The sequence below is a fragment of the Primorskyibacter flagellatus genome (genome assembly GCF_014638275.1).
Taxonomy (GTDB): domain Bacteria; phylum Pseudomonadota; class Alphaproteobacteria; order Rhodobacterales; family Rhodobacteraceae; genus Pseudooceanicola; species Pseudooceanicola flagellatus_A.
In genome coordinates, this window is the sequence record NZ_BMFJ01000001.1 from 1064899 (window position 1) to 1081572 (window position 16674).

Here is a 16674-nt window from a genome sequence, read left to right on the forward strand (position 1 = left end):
TTCGGTTCGGTCTGGGAAGCCCCTAGCCGGGGTTGTCCGTACTTTCCCGCTCATCCACCGGCAGCGCATCACGGGTGGCGCGGATTTCATCGCGCAGGGCGGGCCAGGTGCGGGCGGCGCGGGCGATCAGGCGGCTGGCGGTCGTAGTGTCCCCGGCGCGTTCGGCCAGTTCGGCGCGGATCAGCAGCTGGTGCAGGCCGCGCACGCCGAAACTGGCGGCGGCCCCCGCAAGGGCGTGGATGGTGTCCACGAGGTCGGGCCCGGCGGGACGGGGGCCGCGGGTGTTGCGGAAGAGGTGGTCGATCTGTTCGTCGGTCTCCTTCAAGTAGCCGTCGATCAGGCGGCGTGCGGTAGCGGCGTCGACCGATTGCACCAGCGTGGCAAGGGGCGGTTCGGGCGCGGGGGCAGGGGCTGTTACCACCTGCCCCCCGTGCACCATCGCGATCTGCTGGCGGAGCTGGTGGCGGTCCAGCGGCTTGTGCAGGACCGCATCCATGGCGCGTGCGGTGCGGACGTGGTCCATGCCGCCGGTGACCTGCGCGGTCAGGGCAACAATGCGGGTGCGGGTGTTGGGGCCAGGGCGGGTGCGGATCTCCTGCGCGGCGGTGATTCCATCCATCACCGGCATGGAGACGTCCATGAGGATCAGGTCAAAGGCGCTGCGCATGGCTTCCTCCACGCCTTCGGCGCCATTGACCGCCTCGCTCACCCTGTGGCCGTCGTTTTCCAGCAGGCGGCGGGCGATGAAGCGGTTGGTGGCGTTGTCCTCCACCACCAGAATACGCGAGGAGCGCGGGGCCTGCGTCAGTGGCGGAGCGGGATCGGCGGGCGTCGCGCCCGTGTCCTCGGGTTTCAGAGGCACGCGGATCCAGAAGAGGGAACCTTCGCCCTCAACGCTTTCGGCGCCGATCTCGCCGTTCATCGCCTCAACCAGATCGCGGGCGATGCCGAGCCCGAGGCCTGAGCCCTGGATCTGCCGGGTGACGGCGGTGTCGGTGCGCACGAAATCGTCGAACACGCGGGACAGTTCCTGTTCGGTCATGCCGAAGCCGGTGTCGAGGATCTGAATCTCCACGATGTCGTTGTTCAGCCGGAAGGAATCCAGCGTGATGCGGCCGTCGCGGGTGAACTTCACCGCGTTGGTCAGCAGATTGCCGACGACCTGGCGGAGCCGGTCGGGGTCCCCCTGCACCCGGCCGATCGGCGTCAGCGTGCTGAGCTGGAGCGTGTTGCCGTTGATGCGCGCCTGTCCCTGTTCCGCCGCCACCAGATCCGACAGCAGTGCGTCGAGGTCGAAGGGCCGGGCGGACAGGCGGATGCCGCTTTCGATCTGGGTGATGTCGAGCACGTCGTTCACCAGAGACAGCAGGATCCGGGCGGAATTGCGCAGAACGGGGAGGTAGGTGTCGCGCAGTTCCTTGACAGGGTTTTCGCGCGTGTCGAGGTCTTCTCCGATCAGGGCGATGGTGCCGAGGATGCCGTTCAGGGGGGTGCGCATCTCGTGGCTGATGACGCCGAGAAAGCGGGCCTTGGCGCGTTCCCCGGCGCGGGCGCGGTCGCGGGAATCCTTCAGTTCCGCTTCAACGGTCGCCTGATGGACGTTGTCGCGGATCACGCAGACGCAGATCGGCGTCCGCTCGTGGGTCGAGATGTTGAGCGACAGTTCAACCGGGAACTCCGTCCCGTCCGCGCGCAGGCCGACTCTGCGGATCGCAGTCTTCCGCCCGGCTGCCACCGTGTCGAAAAGGTAGCGCCCGGTGACGGCCTCAAGCCCCTTGTCGGTGCGCTTGGCCAGAAGGGTCGCGATGCTCTTGCCGCTGGTGTCGGCTTCCGTCCGGCCGAACATCTCGTATCCTGCGCGGTTCAGGGTGATGATGCGTCCGGCGGCATTGATCACGGCGATGCCGTCACGGGAAGTCGCGAAGATCGCCTCCATCCGGCCGGAGGTGACGAGGTTCTGGCGCAACCGCGCCTCGGACTGGCGTGCGGTGCGGCGGAAGAGGATCGCCATCGTGGCCACGGTGACGAGCAGCACCATCGCCGCGATGACCAGACGGGTCAGCACCAGCGACACCCCGCGCCGTGCCTGATCGGAGGCGACGGATAGCGCGCGGTTCCCCTCCGTCATCAAAATGCGGACCTGAGCCCGCAGCTTGGTCAGATCGGACCTGAGCGCGGGCAGGTCAGCGAGAAGCCGGACGTTCGGCTGGTCGATGCGATCGGCCAACTCGTAAACCTCCGCCGAGAGGAGGGAGAGGCGGCGGATCAGGCCGGGGTCGGAGAAGCCCTTGCGATAGACCTCGCCGTCCTGGATCGTGCGCATGCGCGAATAGAGGATGTCGTAGCGCAGGCGCAGCTGCCGCAGCCCGTCCGCCGCGGGGGAACCGTCCAGCGGCACGCGGTTCGCAGCGAGTACGAATTCGAGGAACTCGACCTCGGTCTGGGCCAGTGTCCACTGAACATTGTCCTGCGGGGAGGAGGAAAGCTCCGCGAGCTTCCCGCGCACTTCGGTCAGCAGGTAGATCACGACGATGGCAGAGATCGCCAGAAGCAGACCCAGGATCGCCATGCGGAACACTGCGCCGGAACGCAGCGGCCCCGGCGCACGAAGGCCGGTGTCCAAAGGGGTGGTGCCGTTGGCTGGCTGGCTATGCTGGTCCTGTGTCACATCCTCTGCCCGGTTCCGGCGCGTTGACGCGCCGAAGTCTAGTCGGCGAATTCGATCCGGTCGAGTTGCCAGATGGAATTGGCGTATATGATTTCCGTCCGGAATTTCGGATCGGAATCATAGGGGTAGACCAGCCAGAGCGGCCCCTTGTCCCGCAGCGTCATCGCTTCGCCATTGCGATCATAGGCGATGATGGCGCCGTCGGGACCGAAATCCGCGACAGGGACCCGGACCTGGTAGCCGTTCGCGGCGGTCAGGATCATGGTCCCGGAGGAGATGCCGAGCCGGTCCAGAAGGTCGGTCATGCGGACGCCGGCAAAGGACTGCGGTCCCTCTGTCCAGATCGTCGTTGTGACAAACTCCGCCACCGGAAGCGCGCGCAGGCCATCCGCGTCGAGCCTGTGCGTGTCTCCGCCCGCGGTGATGGTCAGCATCGGCGTTCCCGTGGCTACCGGCAGGGGATCGGCCGCAAGCGACGGCAGGGCCCACAGGCAGAACAGGAGGAGGATCAGGCGGTGCATCGTGTCGTCCTTTCGATATCCCGGCGCGCGGCTTCGGGGACCGCGGCAGGGACCTTGTTTTCATGCAGACCTTGATCGGCGGTAAACAGAACTGCAAGTTTTCGGGACATGGCCTGCTCTTTTGGATAGGGTGCGATTCAGGTTTTACGGAGGGAGCCGGATGGGAACAGTGCTTCTCGCGGATGATCACGAACTGGTCCGCGAAACCATTGCAGCCTTCCTGCGGCAGAACGGCGGGCATGAGGTCGTGTCCGTGGGGACCTTCGCCGAGGTCGAGAGCGCGATCCGCGATCTGACCTTCAACCTGATCCTGCTGGACTACCGGATGCCGGGGATGGCCGCGCTTGACGGTGTGCGGACCGTCGTCGCCACGGTGCCGGACGTTCCGGTGGCGCTGATCTCGGGCGCGGCAAGCCCGGAGGTCGCGCGGCAGGCGATGGAGCTGGGCGCGCACGGGTTCCTTCCCAAGACGCTTGCCCCCGCGGATCTGGTGGAGGCGGTCGACATCCTGATGTCCGGAGAGATCTACCTGCCCGAGGACGCGGTGGCCGACATGACCCACGGGCTCACCCCGCGCGAGGTAGAGGTCGTGCGCGGCATTGCGGGGGGCAAGTCCAACAAGGAAATTGCACGGGATCTCGGGGTGCAGGAGGTGACGGTGAAGCTTCACGTCAAGACCCTGTCCCGAAAGCTTGGCGCGCGCAACCGCACCCATGCGGCCATGCGCGCGCGCGACCTTGGGCTCGTCTGACACCGGTCAACCGGACGTGGTCCGTTTGGCTGTGCCCCGATTAAATCAATCTTCATTCCCGAACCGGATAAGGGGGCGATGGCGGTCGCGCCTTGCGGCCTTTCTGCGGGGAATTCAGGCCCATGATCCGACTCGGGTTTGCGCTGAAGATGGTTCTGGCGCTGGTGTTGCTCAGTGCCACGGCGCTCTCGGTGATGGGGGTTCTGACCTATCGCGATGCCCGCACCCGTCTGACGGAGGACGGGCGCGCCGCGCTGCTCAGGTTGGCGGTGGTGGACGCGACGGAAGTCGCGGGCGTGGCGAAGCGGGCCGAGGGTGATCTTGCATTCTACGCGGGCACGGGGCCGGTGCTGACCGCACTCAGGGATTTCGACGCAGGATGGCAGTTGATGCCCGACGCGGGCGCGCTGGCGAAAGCGCGCGCTGCGCCAGAAACTGCCCCTGCGCGTGCGTCGCGGTATCTTCGCGCCGTCCGTGTCCACGATGCCGTATTGCGCGACCTCGCCCGGCGGAGCCGGTTCTCCGATATCAGCCTGTTCGACCGGACCGGGACACAGGTCTTCAGCACGGGCTCCGGCACGGCGCTCATTGCGTCCGATCCGTCCGTGATGGCAGTTCTGGAGGGCGATGTCCGGTCGGTCGTGGTGTCGGATTTCGACGCCGGGAATGACGGGATGATCGCGCGTATGGCGGCCCCGATCCGGGACGGAACGGGTGAGGTGATCGGCGTCCTCGGCGCGGGTTTCCCGGTGGTCTTGCTGGAGGAAGCGCTCGCCAGGCTGGCGTCATCCGATGGCCGGATGGTGGCACATCTGCTGTCCCGGGACGGCGGCATGGTCACGGCTCAGGGGCCGGGGGTGCCTGCGGTTCTGACATCAGAGGATCTGAGCCTTGCAAGCGCGGGCGAATCCCGGACCGTCACGCTGGACCGCGCTGAACCGACGCTGGCGGGCGTTGCCCCGGCGCGGTTCTTCGGGCGGACCTGGCTGGCAGTGGTCGAACAGTCGGAACGGAGCCTGACCGAGCCCGCGCGCAACCTTGCACGGGGATCGGCGCTGCGCGGCGCGGCCTTGCTTGCGGCCATCACGCTGGCCGCCTGCCTGCTTGGCCGCCACCTCGTTGCGCCTGTGAGAGCGCACACAGACGGACTGGAGGCGTTGCGGAAGGGAGAATACGACGCTCCGTCCCCGGGGCAGGGCGAAGTCGGGGTCATGGGGCGCATGGCGACGGCGATGGAAGAACTGAGAAGGACGCTGCTCCGGGCCAGGGACGACCACTCCGTCGGACAGAGCCGCGGTGCCGCGCTGCAGGCAACTTCCGCCGCGCTGATGATGACCGATGCGGAGTTCAACATCGTCTATCTCAACCCCTCATTGGTGCGTCTCCTGGAAGACCGCGCCGAGGACCTGCGTACCGTCATGGACGGGACCGACCCACGCTCATTGATCGGGGAAAACATGGACCGGTTTCACCGGATGCCCGCGATGGTCTGCGCCCGCCTCAGCGATCCCGCAAACCTGCCGCTGACGACCGATATTCCCACCGGATCCGCACTCATCCAGCTCAAGGTCGATGCCATTGCACAGGCCGATGGCACGACCTCCGGTCTGGTGATCGAGTGGAGCGATGTGACCGATCTGCGGCGCAACCAGGCCGTACTGCATGCCATCGAAACAAATCACGCCAAGGCCGAATTCGACCTGGGGGGACAGTTGGTCCGATGCAATGATCCGTTCCGAACCGCCTGCGCGGCGAAGGGGATCAATGTGGCGGGCTTGTCCCTACGCCGCGACGTTCAAGGTTGGAATGACGGCAGGGATGGGGCTGCCATAGGCGAAGAGGTGGCATCAGGCGTCGCGTGGACCGGGAAGGTCCGCATTGGTCCGGCAAACGATCCCGTCGTCCTTGCCGGCGGGATGTTTCCCGTGCTGAACCGCGCCAGACAGCCGACCGGTGCCGTCTTTATCGGTACTGACGAAACCGTGGCAGAGCGGTCTCTGATCGCCGCCCAGACCCGACGCGCCGAGATGGAGGAGGCGCAGACTCGGGTAGTGGACGCGCTCAGGGTCGGTCTGACGGCGATTTCCTCCGGCGACCTCACCCGGCGTCTGACGCGTGAGTTTTCAGAGGAATACGATCAACTCCGCCTGGATTACAACGCGTCAGCCGACAACCTCACCGACGCCATGCGCGCCATTGCAGAGGAAACGGTGTCGATGCGCCTTGAAACGGCGGAAATCGTGAACGCGTCGGATGACCTCGCCCGCCGGACGGAGAGCCAGGCGCTGACCCTTCAGGATACCGCGGCCAGCCTCGATGCGCTGACGCTGAGCGTGGCGGAGACCGCAAAGAGCACCGCCCGCGCCAGCACATTGGTCGGCGAGGCCAGGGCGCGCGCCGAAACCTCCGGTCGCATCGTGGAGTCTGCCGAAAAAGCCATGTCCGAAATCGCCACATCCTCCGGCGAGGTCGTGAAGATCGTCGGGGTGATCGAGGACATTGCGTTCCAGACCAACCTCCTTGCGCTGAATGCCGGGGTCGAAGCCGCACGCGCCGGAGAGGCCGGGCGCGGGTTCGCCGTTGTCGCCACGGAGGTGCGCGGCCTGGCGCAACGGTGTTCAAACGCGGCCGCTGAAATCGGGACGCTGATCGGTCGCTCCAGCCAGCATGTTGCACAGGGGGTGGACCTCGTCTCCGAAACGGGGGAGGCGCTGAACTCCATCGTGACCGCCATCAGCGAAGTCTCTGCCTTCATCGAAAGCCTCGCGAGGGCGGGCGATGAGCAAAGCCAGGGTCTCATGCAGGTCAACGCCGCCGTGACCAGAATCGATCAGGCTACGCAGCAGAACGCGGCCATGTTCGAGGAGACGACATCAGCAGCCCATGCACTGGCATCACGGGCGGAGAGCCTTACGGTTTCGATCGGGCGGTTCGACATCGGCGATGTGGACGGGACTTGGGAAAGTGGAAAATCGCCGGCTTCTTCTCAACTTGGCAGGACCGGTTCATTGCGGAATTCGACAGTTGCCTCGGTCGAACAGCTGAATAGCCTCTCGGGGACATCGAGATGACAGCATTCTCGTTCGGGGCGGCTGCGATTGTGCCCACAGAAAAAGTTCTGGCTCCGTCCGATGCCGTTGGTCTGTCACCGGTCGGAGAAGGTCCGATGACAAAGTGGAACCGGATTGTCCTCATCGGCGCGTCGACAGGCGGCGCTTCGGCATTCGAGGTACTTCTGCGGGACCTGCCCGCCGATTGTCCCCCGATTGTCTTCGTTCTGCACATGCCCGCCCCTCACGTTAAACGGTTCATCGAACGACTGGATCGAACCTACGATCAGTCAGTTCTGCCGGCAGAAAACGGAGTTCGCCTGTTGCCTGGCCGGGTGCTGGTCGCGCCGGGCGGACTGCATACCGCAGTGCACCGGGTGCCGGATGGCTTTGCATGCGTCGAAGTCGCCGGACCGGCGCGCCACGGATTCCGTCCTTCCGTGGACGACCTGTTCCTGTCAGCCGTTGGTTTCGCTCCGAATGTGCTCGGGATCATCATGACAGGTCTCGGGCGGGATGGAGCGGAAGGCCTTCGTCAATTGCGTTCACACGGTGCGATCACGATCGGTCAGGACCGGGCCAGTTGCACCGTATTCGGGATGCCACGCGCCGCTGCGGAACTCGGGGCGGTGATGCATATGCTCCCGCTTTCCGAAATTCCTCGCGCGATGTGCAGGTTCTCCCGGACAAAGATGCCTGGCTTGCCGTATGACACCGAAAGCGGGATTGTTGAATGACGGGACGGCAGATCAGCATCACGCAGGGTGAATTCGCGGTATCAGCTGAACCGGGCTCTGTAATTTCGACGATATTGGGTTCCTGCGTGTCGACCTGTTTATGGGATGAGGCAGCCCATGTTGGCGGTATGAACCACATCCTCGTTGCCCAGGTCAGCGTGGGCGGTGTCGATTGCGATTTCGCGGGCGTGAACGCAATGGAACTGCTGATCAACGGTCTGATCCGGCGTGGTGCAAACCGGGCGAACCTGCGTGCAAAGGTTTTCGGCGGGGCCCGCATGATTTCCGGCCTGTCCGACATCGGAGATTCAAACGGGCGGTTCGCGCTCGATTTTCTGAGCAGGGAAGGCATACCCTGCATCGGCCATTCCATCGGCGGTGCCTCCGCGAGGCACATCCGTTTCTTTCCGACGGAAGGTCGGGTGATGCAGAAAACGGTCGCACCGGTCAAGGATCTGATCGAGGTGCCTGCACAATCGCGCGTGGAAAGAAACGGCGTGGAGCTTTTCTAAGGTTTCCATCTGCGCCGTGCAGTCCGAGTAGGCGGGCCGTCTGACGCGGGACCGGGAAACCGGCCGCGCGGCGCCTAAGGCTGTATCATAACCAGATATCCTGCCCGTGCTCGACGTCCGATATGGACGTCTGTTGCAAGCCGACGAGGCTGCGCTGCATATCGACCAGGTTCTGTAGATCGTGAATGCCGATGGATGTCCCATCCTTCCATTGCACCATCGGTGCGGCATGGTCCAGCACTCTGGCAATATCGCTAAGGGACTGCCTGGAACGGTCGAGGTGCTGCAGAGACAGGATCGCTTGCGCCGGCAACTCGGGCTGATGCTCCAGTTCCCTGCCAAGGCTTTCCTCCAGTTCATGTACCGTTTGCCTCAGTCGGTCGAGTTGGGCGGACATGGCACCGATTAGCCTTTCCGCACTGAGAGGTATCACGCTGTCCGTCGGTCTATCAGTCACAGGCGGCCGACCACGGTCTCGATGCAGGCGCGCAGATCCTGTGGTTCGAACGGCTTTTTCAGGAAGTTGTTCATTCCGTATTTCCGCCCTTGCTCAATGATCGCCTTGTCCGCCTTCCCGGTAATCAGGATGAAACCGACGCCTTTCGTCCGCGCGCCCGTTCGTAGTTTCTGCAGCAATTGAAGACCGTCCATTCCGGGCATGTTGTAATCCGAAATGACAAGGTGAACCGGCCGCGCCTCAAGCGCTTTCAAGGCGGCGGGACCGTCAGCTGTGCTGGCGACGTCGCGCACGCCGAATGCGTCAAGGGCCTGGGTGATCAGCCCGCGGCTGGTCGACATGTCGTCGACGACCATGATCCGGATCTGGTCACGCAGTGCCATACGGCTCCTCCTTTTCTATTGCCTGTTGGACTGTCGTTGTGTTTGCCGCCTGAGGTCTGTACGCCGTCATGCCAACAGTGCGGAACCGACGGCTGTAGCTGTCCGACACGCGTTCCGAGTGCCCGAGGAAGAGCCAACCGTCCGGGCGCAGCGCGGCCTCGAACCGCGGCCAGAGTGAGTTTTGCGTTTCCGAGTCGAAATAGATCACGACGTTTCGGCAGAAGATGATGTCGAACCGCGTCCGCATGGGCCATGGATTGAAGAGATTGAGCTCCCGGAAACGGACGAGTTTCCGAACGGTGTCATTGACCGAAAACTGATTTGCGGCTTCATGGAGGTGCCGGGCCGCCATTGGTTCGGGAATGGTCGTGATCTGATTTTCCGAATATCGACCAGCCGCGGCAGTTTCGAGGATGCGCGGGTCTATGTCCGTCGCGAGAATGAGCGTGTCCAGAGCGGCCAGTTCAGGCGCGTGTTCGAGAATGGTCATCGCGATGGAATACGGTTCCTGCCCGCTCGAACAGCCGGCGGACCAGATGCGCACACTTTTGCCTTCCCGGGCACGGGTCGCGAGTTCGGGCAGAACCTGTTCGCGCAGCATCTCAAAATGATGATTCTCACGGAAAAAATGCGAAACGTTTGTCGTCAGGGCAGATAGCATCTGTCGGCGCTCCCCCACCCCGTCGGCGCTTGCCACAAAACTGGCGTACTGGTCGTAGGTCTCCAGTCCGAGTTCCGCCAGTCGCGGACGTAGGCGGGACTGGACCATGTTCAACTTGTTCGGCGGCATCACCAGCCCGGCCTCCGCCTTGGCCAGGGCGGCGATGCCGGCGAAAGCGGCTGCGCTCATACTCTGGACGGTCCGATGTCCTGCGGGGTCCGTCATGCGGCGTCTTCTGTCAGGGAGGGGACGACCGAGGCAAGGTCGAGCACCCGGACCAGTCGTTCGTCGATGACCGTCAGCGCGCGCACCACCGACATCTGCGGATCGGATGCGAGGTCGGGTGGCGGCTGCAGGTCGTCCTCTGTCATGGCGACGATGTCTGAGACGGCGTCGACCAGCAACCCGGTGAGTGTGTCACCAAGTTTGACGACGATGATCACGTTGCGATCCGTGGTTTCCCGCGCCCCGAGGTTGAGCCGCCGGGCCAGGTCCATCACTGGCAGGACGGTGCCGCGCAGATTGATGACTCCCCGCATGTAGTCGGGTGCGTGGGGCATCGGTGTCGTTCGGGTCCAGCCCCGGATTTCCCTGACGGACATGATGTCGAGCGAGTATTCCTGGTCCGCGACGCGGAAGGTCAGGAGTTCGAGGGCGGATGTGTTCGTCAGCTCATTCATTGGCAATCAGGCTTTCCATTTGAGCAATGTCGGGCATAGGGGTCTGGCCGCTGGCGGCGATGATGTCGGCCGGGTCGAGGATGAGGGCGATGCGACCGTCACCGAGGATGGTTGCCGCCGCGATACCGGGGGCGCGGTAGAAGCTGTCGTCGAGCCCCTTGATGACGACCTGCCGCTGGTCCTGAATGCCATCGATCACCAGCGCCGCGCGTGCCCCGTCTTCGAGCGAGATGAGCAGGACGATGGCACCGTCCTGTGACTCTCTCGGGCTGCGGTAGCCGAGCATCACGCCGAGATCGTAGAGCGGGACAAATCCGCCGCGCACCCGGACGACATAGGCGCCGGGGCGCAGCATCTGAACATCGTCGGGGCCAACGCTGAGCGTTTCGACGACGACGTTAAGCGGCAGGACGAGGGTTTCGCCGGCGACATTGATGACCATGCCGTCAAGTACGGCGAGGGTCAGGGGCAAGCTGATGGAAAACTTCGTGCCTTTGCCCTTTTCCGACTGGATGGTGATGCGCCCGCCAAGCTGCTGGATGGAGGTCTTGACCACGTCCATGCCGACGCCGCGTCCGGAAAGGTCCGAGATCTCGCTCGCCGTGGAAAAACCGGGCAGGAACAGCAGGTTGTCGATCTCTCCGTCGCTCAATACGGCATCCTGGGAAATCAGGCCTTTGGACTTGGCGATGCTGAGCACCCTGGGCCGGTTGATGCCCGCGCCGTCGTCTGCAACCTCGATGAAGACGCGTCCGGATCGGTGAGCGGCGGTCAGGCGGATTTCCCCGACCGGGTTCTTGTTGGTCGCGATCCGGTTCTCTGTTTGTTCGAGGCCGTGGTCGACAGCGTTGCGGATCATGTGCGTCAGGGGGTCGGCGAGGCGTTCGATGACGGTCTTGTCGACCTCCGTCGCCTCGCCTTCCGCGATCAGCCGCACGTCCTTTCGCACCGCGGCAGAGGCTTCGCGGACAATCCGGGACATACGCTGGAAGAGGGATTTGACGGGCTGGGCCCGGATCATCATCACGCTGTCCTGGATGTCGCGGGTGAGGCGCTGGAATTCCTCAAGCCCGTTCATGGCATCGGAATGGGGAGAGAGACCGGCCTGATCGAGACTTTGCGCGAGCATCGCCTGGTTGATGACCAGTTCCCCGACGAGGTTTACCAGCCGCTCGATCCGTTCCAGGTCGACGCGCACGATCGACTTGGCGCCGGAAGATGCGGCGGTCGGGGTCTGTTTGCGAGATGGCTCCGCAGGGGCGGGGGCGACCGGGACGGGCGTTTCGGGGTCGGCGGCGTTTTCGGGCGGGTCTTCGGCACCTGACTGTTCCGGGACGGCTTCCGGCTGAGGGTCGGGCAGGGGCGGCAGATCAATGTCCGGAGCGTTCGATGTGTCCGTGCGGGTGATCTCAAGATCGCAGAGACCTTCGACGAATTCGAAGACGGCGCGGATTTCGGCCTCGTCGATCTCGGCGTCCACGATGGCGGTCCAGGTGAAGTAGGGGGTTTCCGGCGCGAGTTCCTGAAGCCGGGGCAGGGTGGATGTGTCACAGGTAATGTCGGTCGCGCCGAGTGCAGCAAGGTTGCGAAGCAGTTTCTGGGGTTCGTTGCCGGTGGCAAACAGTTCCTGCCCCGGGCGGAAGACGACCCGAAAGGTCGGCGCGGACCCGCTTTCTTCGACGGCGGGGAGATCGAGGTCGAAGGAGACGCGCAGCGGCTGGAAGTCCTCTGCGGTGACTTCCTCTTCCTCCTCGTCACCGAGGAAGGCGTTCAGCGCGTCGACCAGCGCCTCACCCGCCGCTTCGTCGATGTCACTGCCGTCACGGCAGGTCCGGACGAGGTCGGAGAGATGGTCGGCGGCCTGAAAGAAGACCTTCTGTGCCTCCGCATCCGCGTGCAGGCGTCCGGCGCGCACCTCGTCCAGTACGGTTTCGTAGCGGTGCGCAAAACGGACCAACGGTTCCAGTCCGAATGCCCCGGCGCCACCTTTGATCGAATGCACCGCACGGAAGACGACGTTGATCGTTTCGGGGTCGTCCGCGCCGTCTTCGAGCTGTTGCAGCCCGTCCTGCAGCGCTTCCAGCAGTTCCTCGCATTCGATGAAGAAGGAGGCGCGGATCTCTGCCATCGGGTCGTTGGTGTCGGTCATGCCGCCCCCTATCCGGTCACCAGTGTAAGGGCCTTGACCAGTTTCTCCGGGTCGAATGGCTTGACGATCCATCCCGTCGCCCCGGCGCTGCGGGCGCGCTGCTTGAGTTCCGGGGCACTCTCAGTGGTCAGGACAAGGATCGGCGTCGCGCGGTGCGTGTCCTGCTGGCGGACCGCGTCGATAAAGCCGAAACCGTCCATGCGCGGCATGTTGATGTCGGTGATGATCGCGTCCGGCGCGATGTCGCGCAGGACCTCGACCCCATGCACGCCATCTTCGGCGAGGTGGACCTGGAAGCCGGCGGGTACAAGGCTCATCCGTATCATGTCGCGCATGGTGCGGCTGTCGTCGACGGCGAGCACGGTGACGGTCATGCACCTGCCTCCGCCAGACTTTCGGGAGTGAAGCCGAGGTGGCTCAGTTGGTCGATGACGCGGTCGGGGGCGTTGACGAAAGACAGGCTGTGACCGTTTTCGCGCAGGCTGATTGCGGCGGCGGCGATGACCTGGGTGCAGAGCGCGCCGATCTGCATCACCTTGCCGGCGTCGAGCGTCAGATCGGCGTCCAGCCGTTCCGCCAAATCGGCGGCGAGGGCCGTGCTGGCGGACAGATCGAGCCGTGCGGGCAGAAGGTAAGGTTCACCCATGGGCGTCCGCCTTCTGCACATTGATGTCGGACGCCATGGCCCTGCTCTCCCTCTGCCGAAAGGTCAGGAGGGTGATAGGGGGGCGGGAGTTAAGGTGAGGTTACGCGGGCGGCAGAAAAAGCGCCCCGTCGGGGGACCGGCGAGGCGCTTGTTTGGAACAACTGCTGGCAGGGTCGTCTCAGCGACGGCGGCGGCGCCCGCCCCGGCCGGAGGAGGCGGAGGCCTGCGCGGCCTCGGCAAATGTCGCGCCTTCGTTCACCGCGTCGATGATGCGGGAAAACCCGATCCAGGCGCCGCCGTTCGGGTCGTGGTTCATCAGCAGGTTGGCGGCCTTGATCGCCTCCATCTCGACCTGGCGGACCGGGTTCATGATGGCGGATGTCATGCCCGCGCCGATGGCCATCGGAAGGAAGGCGGCGTTGACACCGTGGCGATGCGGGAGGCCAAAGCTCACGTTGGAGGCGCCGCAGGTGGTGTTCACGCCCAGTTCGTCGCGCAACCGTCGGACAAGGGCAAAGACCTGTTGCCCGGCGGTGGCCATGGCGCCGATCGGCATGACCAGCGGGTCGACGACGATGTCGTGCGCGGGGATGCCGAAATCGGCGGCGCGCTCCACGATCTTCTTCGCCACGGCAAAACGGACGTCGGGGTCTTCGGAAATTCCGGTGTCGTCGTTGGAGATCGCGACGACAGGAACGTTGTACTTCTTGACGAGCGGCAGCACCAGTTCCAGCCGCTCCTCCTCACCGGTGACGGAGTTGAGGAGGGGCCGGCCCTCGGCCGCTTCCAGCCCCGCCTCAAGCGCGCCGGGCACGGACGAGTCGATGCAGAGAGGGACGTCGACCAGGGCCTGCACGCGCTTCACCAGTTCCGGCATCAGCATCGGCTCGACAAAGTTGTTGTCGGCGTAGCGCGGATCCTCGGCCATCTTGTTGGTGAAGACCGCGCCGGAGTTCACGTCCAGAACCATGGCCCCGCAGGCGACCTGCTCCACCGCGTCCTTTTCGACGGTGGTGAAGTCGCCCGCCTCGAGCTCTGCCGCCAGCTTCTTGCGGCCCGTCGGGTTGATCCGCTCTCCGATCACGCAGAACGGTTCGTCAAAGCCGATGACGACGGTTTTCGATTTGCTCTCAAGCACGGTGCGGGTCATTGCATTCCCTTGTCTTCTGCCCAGTCCGGGCGGGTTGTAACCCGGATCGTCCGGGGAGTCAGGTATTTGCGGGCTTGCCCGCGCTGCCGGCCGTTTCGGTGACCCACTTCGCCGAAGCCCCGATGCCGCCAAGCGGGAAGACATGGGCCTGCGCGATCAGGCTGTCGGGGTGTGCGGCCTTGTGGCGGGCGAGGTCGGTCAGCACCTCGGTCGGTTCATAGAGCAGGACAAGCTTGGAGACATCCATCGCGCGTTTCTGCAGCACCTTGAGCGAGGGACCGACGCCGCAGGCAATGGCGAACTTGATGAGGGTCTGCAGCTTGGCCGGCCCGGCGACACCGACGTGGATGGGAAGGGCGATCCCGGCCTCTGCCAGGCGGTCGGCCCAGGCGATGATCGGTTTGGCGTCGAAGGCGAACTGGGTGGCCAGAGCCATCCGTGCGTCGGTGCGGTCTGCAAAGGCCTGCTTCCAGCACAGGGCCTCCATCACCACCGCATCGCCGCCGGAGGGGTCGATGTCACGGTTGCCCTCCGGATGCCCGGCGACATGCAGTCGGGTGAAGCCGGCCCGGTCGAAAAGCCCGGTCTCCAGCAGCTGCATGGAGCTGTCGAAATCGCCATGAGGTTCGGCGACGCCCCCTGCGAGGATCAGGCCGGAGGTCACGCCCGCCTCACCCTGATAGCGCGCGATCCAGTCGGCGAGCGTCGCCCTGTCGCGGATGATGCGGGCGGGGAAGTGGGGCATGACCTCGAACCCGTCGGCTGCAAGGCGGCGTGCGGTGGCGACCATGTCCCCGATCGGGGTGCCGTCGATATGGGCGATGTAGACGCGGGTGCCTTCGGGCAGGAGGGCGCGGAAATCCTCGACCTTCTCGGCGGTGCGGGGCATCACCTCGATCGAGTAGCCCTGCATGAAGGCTTCAAGTCCGGCGTCGACCGGCTGCGGCGCGGCGCGGCGCGCGAAATTCAGAATGGCCATCCTCAGTCCCTCCAGCACGGGCGTGTCACGCCCATCCGTCATTTGCGATCAGGGCCTTGATGCGGTCCTGGTCGTATTCGGCATCGATGCGCGCCACTTCGCGCGCGGCGATGTCGGAGGGATCGCCCTCCGCCGGGGTCAGGGGAAGCTTGCGCCATTCGGCCAGGTAGGCGTCGGTGTCCGACGCTCCGGTCTTCATGGCGGCGCGGTCGATGGCCTGCTCGAAGCGTTCGGGCAGGACAAGCTTGGCGGCCTTGCGACCCTTGCCCACGATCACCTGGGCGGGAATGTCCCGCCAGCAGACAAGGGTGATCTCGTTCAGGGCCATGGTCGCTTCCTCTGACGTCCGTTGCCCGGTTTTACGTCAGGGCAGGGCGGTTGGCGGGGTCGTTTTCGACACCTTGCGTCGCGGCGGCGACGCGGCGGAGCCGATGAGGCAGAGCTATCCGAGCCGTTGCATTCCCGCCACCCCCGGTGATGTTCAAAATCCTCATGACCTTCATGAATTGACCACGGTCCCTGACCGGAACATTTTCGTGATGTGGAAACTTGCGTCGCGGAGTTACGACAGGATGGTAGTCGTCATGCCGGAGCATCGGATCGCCTACATGGCGGTGCCCAAGGCCGGATCGTCAAGCGTCAAGTCCATGCTCGCACGGATCGACCATGAACGGTGGCCTGCTTTGGAAACCGACCTGCGTGCCCTGCATCAGGTCTACCCGACAAAACGGTTCCGGCCGCACAGGTGGCGCGACACGCACCGGCCCGGCTGGTTCGGATTCACCGTCCTGCGCGACCCCCTGGCCCGGCTGATGTCGGTCTATACGGATCGGGTGATCCAGAAGGGGGACCTGCGCGACAGCCACCGGATCCAGTCGGGGCAAAGCGATCTTCCCGCCGACCCCGACCCCGACCATTTCTTCGCCAACCTGCCGGGCTACATGGCCGCCAGTTCGTCGATCAAGCATCACGCCTTGCCGACGGTGCTGTTCACCGGACCGGACCTGTCGGTCTATGACGCGGTGTTCCGAACCGAGGAGATCTCCGAACTCGCCCGGCACCTGTCGCGCCACACCGGGCACAGTGTTGCGGTCGGTCAGCGCAATGCGTCGGCGTGGCGGCTGGGTCTCGACGATCTTTCCGCCGCAACGCGGGACGTGGTGCGGGACTACCTCGCGCCGGATTACGACCTGTTGGCGGATCACTACCCGCGGCCATTCTAGCGCCGCCGCTTCGGGACACGGGTGTAAGCCCGGGTCGACAACTGTGTCCCTTGCGTCGCTGAGGGCGCTCCGCTAGGCTTGGATCAACACGTTACAGGAGGGCGCGA

Annotated in this window: 17 protein-coding genes; 5 read left to right on the forward strand and 12 right to left on the reverse strand. The window is 64.7% G+C overall.

Annotated features, from left to right (window positions below; genetic code table 11):
• Nucleotides 1-22: 22 nt before the first annotated feature.
• Both IEV87_RS05210 and IEV87_RS05215 read right to left on the reverse strand, forming a co-directional pair.
• Complete coding sequence (locus IEV87_RS05210) at nt 23-2668, reverse strand: ATP-binding protein (RefSeq protein WP_188476600.1); 2646 nt, start codon at nt 2666-2668, stop codon at nt 23-25.
• Nucleotides 2669-2706: 38 nt separating this feature from the next.
• Nucleotides 2707-3189 (reverse strand): molybdopterin-dependent oxidoreductase, encoded by a 483-nt coding sequence (locus IEV87_RS05215; protein WP_188476601.1) that lies wholly within the window; start codon nt 3187-3189, stop codon nt 2707-2709.
• 160 nt (nt 3190-3349) lie between these two features.
• On the opposite strand from IEV87_RS05215, the gene IEV87_RS05220 reads away from it, so the two are divergent.
• From IEV87_RS05220 to IEV87_RS05235, 4 genes are all read left to right on the forward strand, one after another.
• Entirely contained in the window at nt 3350-3940 is a 591-nt protein-coding gene (locus IEV87_RS05220) for a response regulator transcription factor (RefSeq protein ID WP_188476602.1), read from the forward strand.
• A 122-nt stretch (nt 3941-4062) separates the two neighbouring features.
• On the forward strand, nt 4063-7011 hold the full coding sequence (locus IEV87_RS05225; RefSeq protein WP_188476603.1) for a methyl-accepting chemotaxis protein: 2949 nt from the start codon (nt 4063-4065) through the stop codon (nt 7009-7011).
• On the forward strand, nt 7008-7727 hold the full coding sequence (locus tag IEV87_RS05230) for a CheB methylesterase domain-containing protein (RefSeq protein ID WP_188476604.1): 720 nt from the start codon (nt 7008-7010) through the stop codon (nt 7725-7727). The genes IEV87_RS05225 and IEV87_RS05230 overlap by 4 nt, the downstream gene beginning before the upstream one ends.
• Nucleotides 7724-8239: a chemotaxis protein CheD gene (locus IEV87_RS05235; RefSeq protein ID WP_188476605.1), complete on the forward strand. Its 516-nt coding sequence runs from the start codon at nt 7724-7726 to the stop codon at nt 8237-8239. The genes IEV87_RS05230 and IEV87_RS05235 overlap by 4 nt, the downstream gene beginning before the upstream one ends.
• A gap of 85 nt (nt 8240-8324) precedes the next feature.
• On the opposite strand, the gene IEV87_RS05240 is transcribed toward IEV87_RS05235, so the two are convergent.
• The 10 genes from IEV87_RS05240 to IEV87_RS05285 form a co-directional block, all read right to left on the reverse strand.
• Complete coding sequence (locus IEV87_RS05240) at nt 8325-8636, reverse strand: hypothetical protein (protein ID WP_188476606.1); 312 nt, start codon at nt 8634-8636, stop codon at nt 8325-8327.
• Nucleotides 8637-8692: 56 nt separating this feature from the next.
• Nucleotides 8693-9079 carry a response regulator gene (locus IEV87_RS05245; protein ID WP_188476607.1) on the reverse strand — a complete coding sequence of 129 codons (387 nt, stop codon included), beginning with the start codon at nt 9077-9079 and terminating at the stop codon, nt 8693-8695.
• Nucleotides 9066-9965: a CheR family methyltransferase gene (locus IEV87_RS05250; RefSeq protein WP_188476608.1), complete on the reverse strand. Its 900-nt coding sequence runs from the start codon at nt 9963-9965 to the stop codon at nt 9066-9068. The genes IEV87_RS05245 and IEV87_RS05250 overlap by 14 nt, the downstream gene beginning before the upstream one ends.
• On the reverse strand, nt 9962-10420 hold the full coding sequence (locus IEV87_RS05255; protein WP_188476609.1) for a chemotaxis protein CheW: 459 nt from the start codon (nt 10418-10420) through the stop codon (nt 9962-9964). The genes IEV87_RS05250 and IEV87_RS05255 overlap by 4 nt, the downstream gene beginning before the upstream one ends.
• Entirely contained in the window at nt 10413-12569 is a 2157-nt protein-coding gene (locus IEV87_RS05260) for a chemotaxis protein CheA (RefSeq protein WP_188476610.1), read from the reverse strand. Before IEV87_RS05260 ends, IEV87_RS05255 begins: the two co-directional genes overlap by 8 nt.
• Nucleotides 12570-12577: 8 nt before the next feature.
• A complete protein-coding gene (locus IEV87_RS05265) occupies nt 12578-12943 on the reverse strand; it encodes a response regulator (RefSeq protein ID WP_188476611.1) in 366 nt (121 codons plus the stop codon).
• Nucleotides 12940-13215, reverse strand: a complete 276-nt coding sequence (locus tag IEV87_RS05270) for an STAS domain-containing protein (RefSeq protein ID WP_188476612.1) — start codon at nt 13213-13215, stop codon at nt 12940-12942. Before IEV87_RS05270 ends, IEV87_RS05265 begins: the two co-directional genes overlap by 4 nt.
• 178 nt (nt 13216-13393) lie before the next feature.
• Nucleotides 13394-14365, reverse strand: a complete 972-nt coding sequence (locus IEV87_RS05275) for a methyltetrahydrofolate cobalamin methyltransferase (protein WP_188476613.1) — start codon at nt 14363-14365, stop codon at nt 13394-13396.
• Between the two features lie 58 nt (nt 14366-14423).
• Complete coding sequence (locus IEV87_RS05280) at nt 14424-15344, reverse strand: methylenetetrahydrofolate reductase (RefSeq protein WP_188476614.1); 921 nt, start codon at nt 15342-15344, stop codon at nt 14424-14426.
• 25 nt (nt 15345-15369) lie between these two features.
• A complete protein-coding gene (locus IEV87_RS05285) occupies nt 15370-15672 on the reverse strand; it encodes a virulence factor (RefSeq protein WP_373284029.1) in 303 nt (100 codons plus the stop codon).
• A gap of 211 nt (nt 15673-15883) precedes the next feature.
• On the opposite strand from IEV87_RS05285, the gene IEV87_RS05290 reads away from it, so the two are divergent.
• Nucleotides 15884-16567, forward strand: coding sequence for a sulfotransferase family 2 domain-containing protein (locus tag IEV87_RS05290; protein WP_229737602.1), 684 nt, complete (start codon nt 15884-15886; stop codon nt 16565-16567).
• The last annotated feature ends 107 nt before the right edge of the window (nt 16568-16674 follow it).

Bases quoted from the DNA above. Each gene is read 5' to 3' on its own strand.
- IEV87_RS05290 (WP_229737602.1), top strand. From the start codon at position 15,884: ATGTGGAAACTTGCGTCGCGGAGTTACGACAGGATGGTAGTCGTCATG.
- IEV87_RS05245 (WP_188476607.1), bottom strand. From the start codon at position 9,079: ATGGCACTGCGTGACCAGATCCGGATCATGGTCGTCGACGACATGTCG.
- IEV87_RS05215 (WP_188476601.1), bottom strand. From the start codon at position 3,189: ATGCACCGCCTGATCCTCCTCCTGTTCTGCCTGTGGGCCCTGCCGTCG.
- IEV87_RS05265 (WP_188476611.1), bottom strand. From the start codon at position 12,943: ATGACCGTCACCGTGCTCGCCGTCGACGACAGCCGCACCATGCGCGAC.
- IEV87_RS05225 (WP_188476603.1), top strand. From the start codon at position 4,063: ATGATCCGACTCGGGTTTGCGCTGAAGATGGTTCTGGCGCTGGTGTTG.
- IEV87_RS05220 (WP_188476602.1), top strand. From the start codon at position 3,350: ATGGGAACAGTGCTTCTCGCGGATGATCACGAACTGGTCCGCGAAACC.
- IEV87_RS05275 (WP_188476613.1), bottom strand. From the start codon at position 14,365: ATGACCCGCACCGTGCTTGAGAGCAAATCGAAAACCGTCGTCATCGGC.
- IEV87_RS05240 (WP_188476606.1), bottom strand. From the start codon at position 8,636: ATGTCCGCCCAACTCGACCGACTGAGGCAAACGGTACATGAACTGGAG.
- IEV87_RS05260 (WP_188476610.1), bottom strand. From the start codon at position 12,569: ATGACCGACACCAACGACCCGATGGCAGAGATCCGCGCCTCCTTCTTC.
- IEV87_RS05250 (WP_188476608.1), bottom strand. From the start codon at position 9,965: ATGACGGACCCCGCAGGACATCGGACCGTCCAGAGTATGAGCGCAGCC.
- IEV87_RS05280 (WP_188476614.1), bottom strand. From the start codon at position 15,344: ATGGCCATTCTGAATTTCGCGCGCCGCGCCGCGCCGCAGCCGGTCGAC.
- IEV87_RS05230 (WP_188476604.1), top strand. From the start codon at position 7,008: ATGACAGCATTCTCGTTCGGGGCGGCTGCGATTGTGCCCACAGAAAAA.
- IEV87_RS05255 (WP_188476609.1), bottom strand. From the start codon at position 10,420: ATGAATGAGCTGACGAACACATCCGCCCTCGAACTCCTGACCTTCCGC.
- IEV87_RS05270 (WP_188476612.1), bottom strand. From the start codon at position 13,215: ATGGGTGAACCTTACCTTCTGCCCGCACGGCTCGATCTGTCCGCCAGC.
- IEV87_RS05235 (WP_188476605.1), top strand. From the start codon at position 7,724: ATGACGGGACGGCAGATCAGCATCACGCAGGGTGAATTCGCGGTATCA.
- IEV87_RS05285 (WP_373284029.1), bottom strand. From the start codon at position 15,672: ATGGCCCTGAACGAGATCACCCTTGTCTGCTGGCGGGACATTCCCGCC.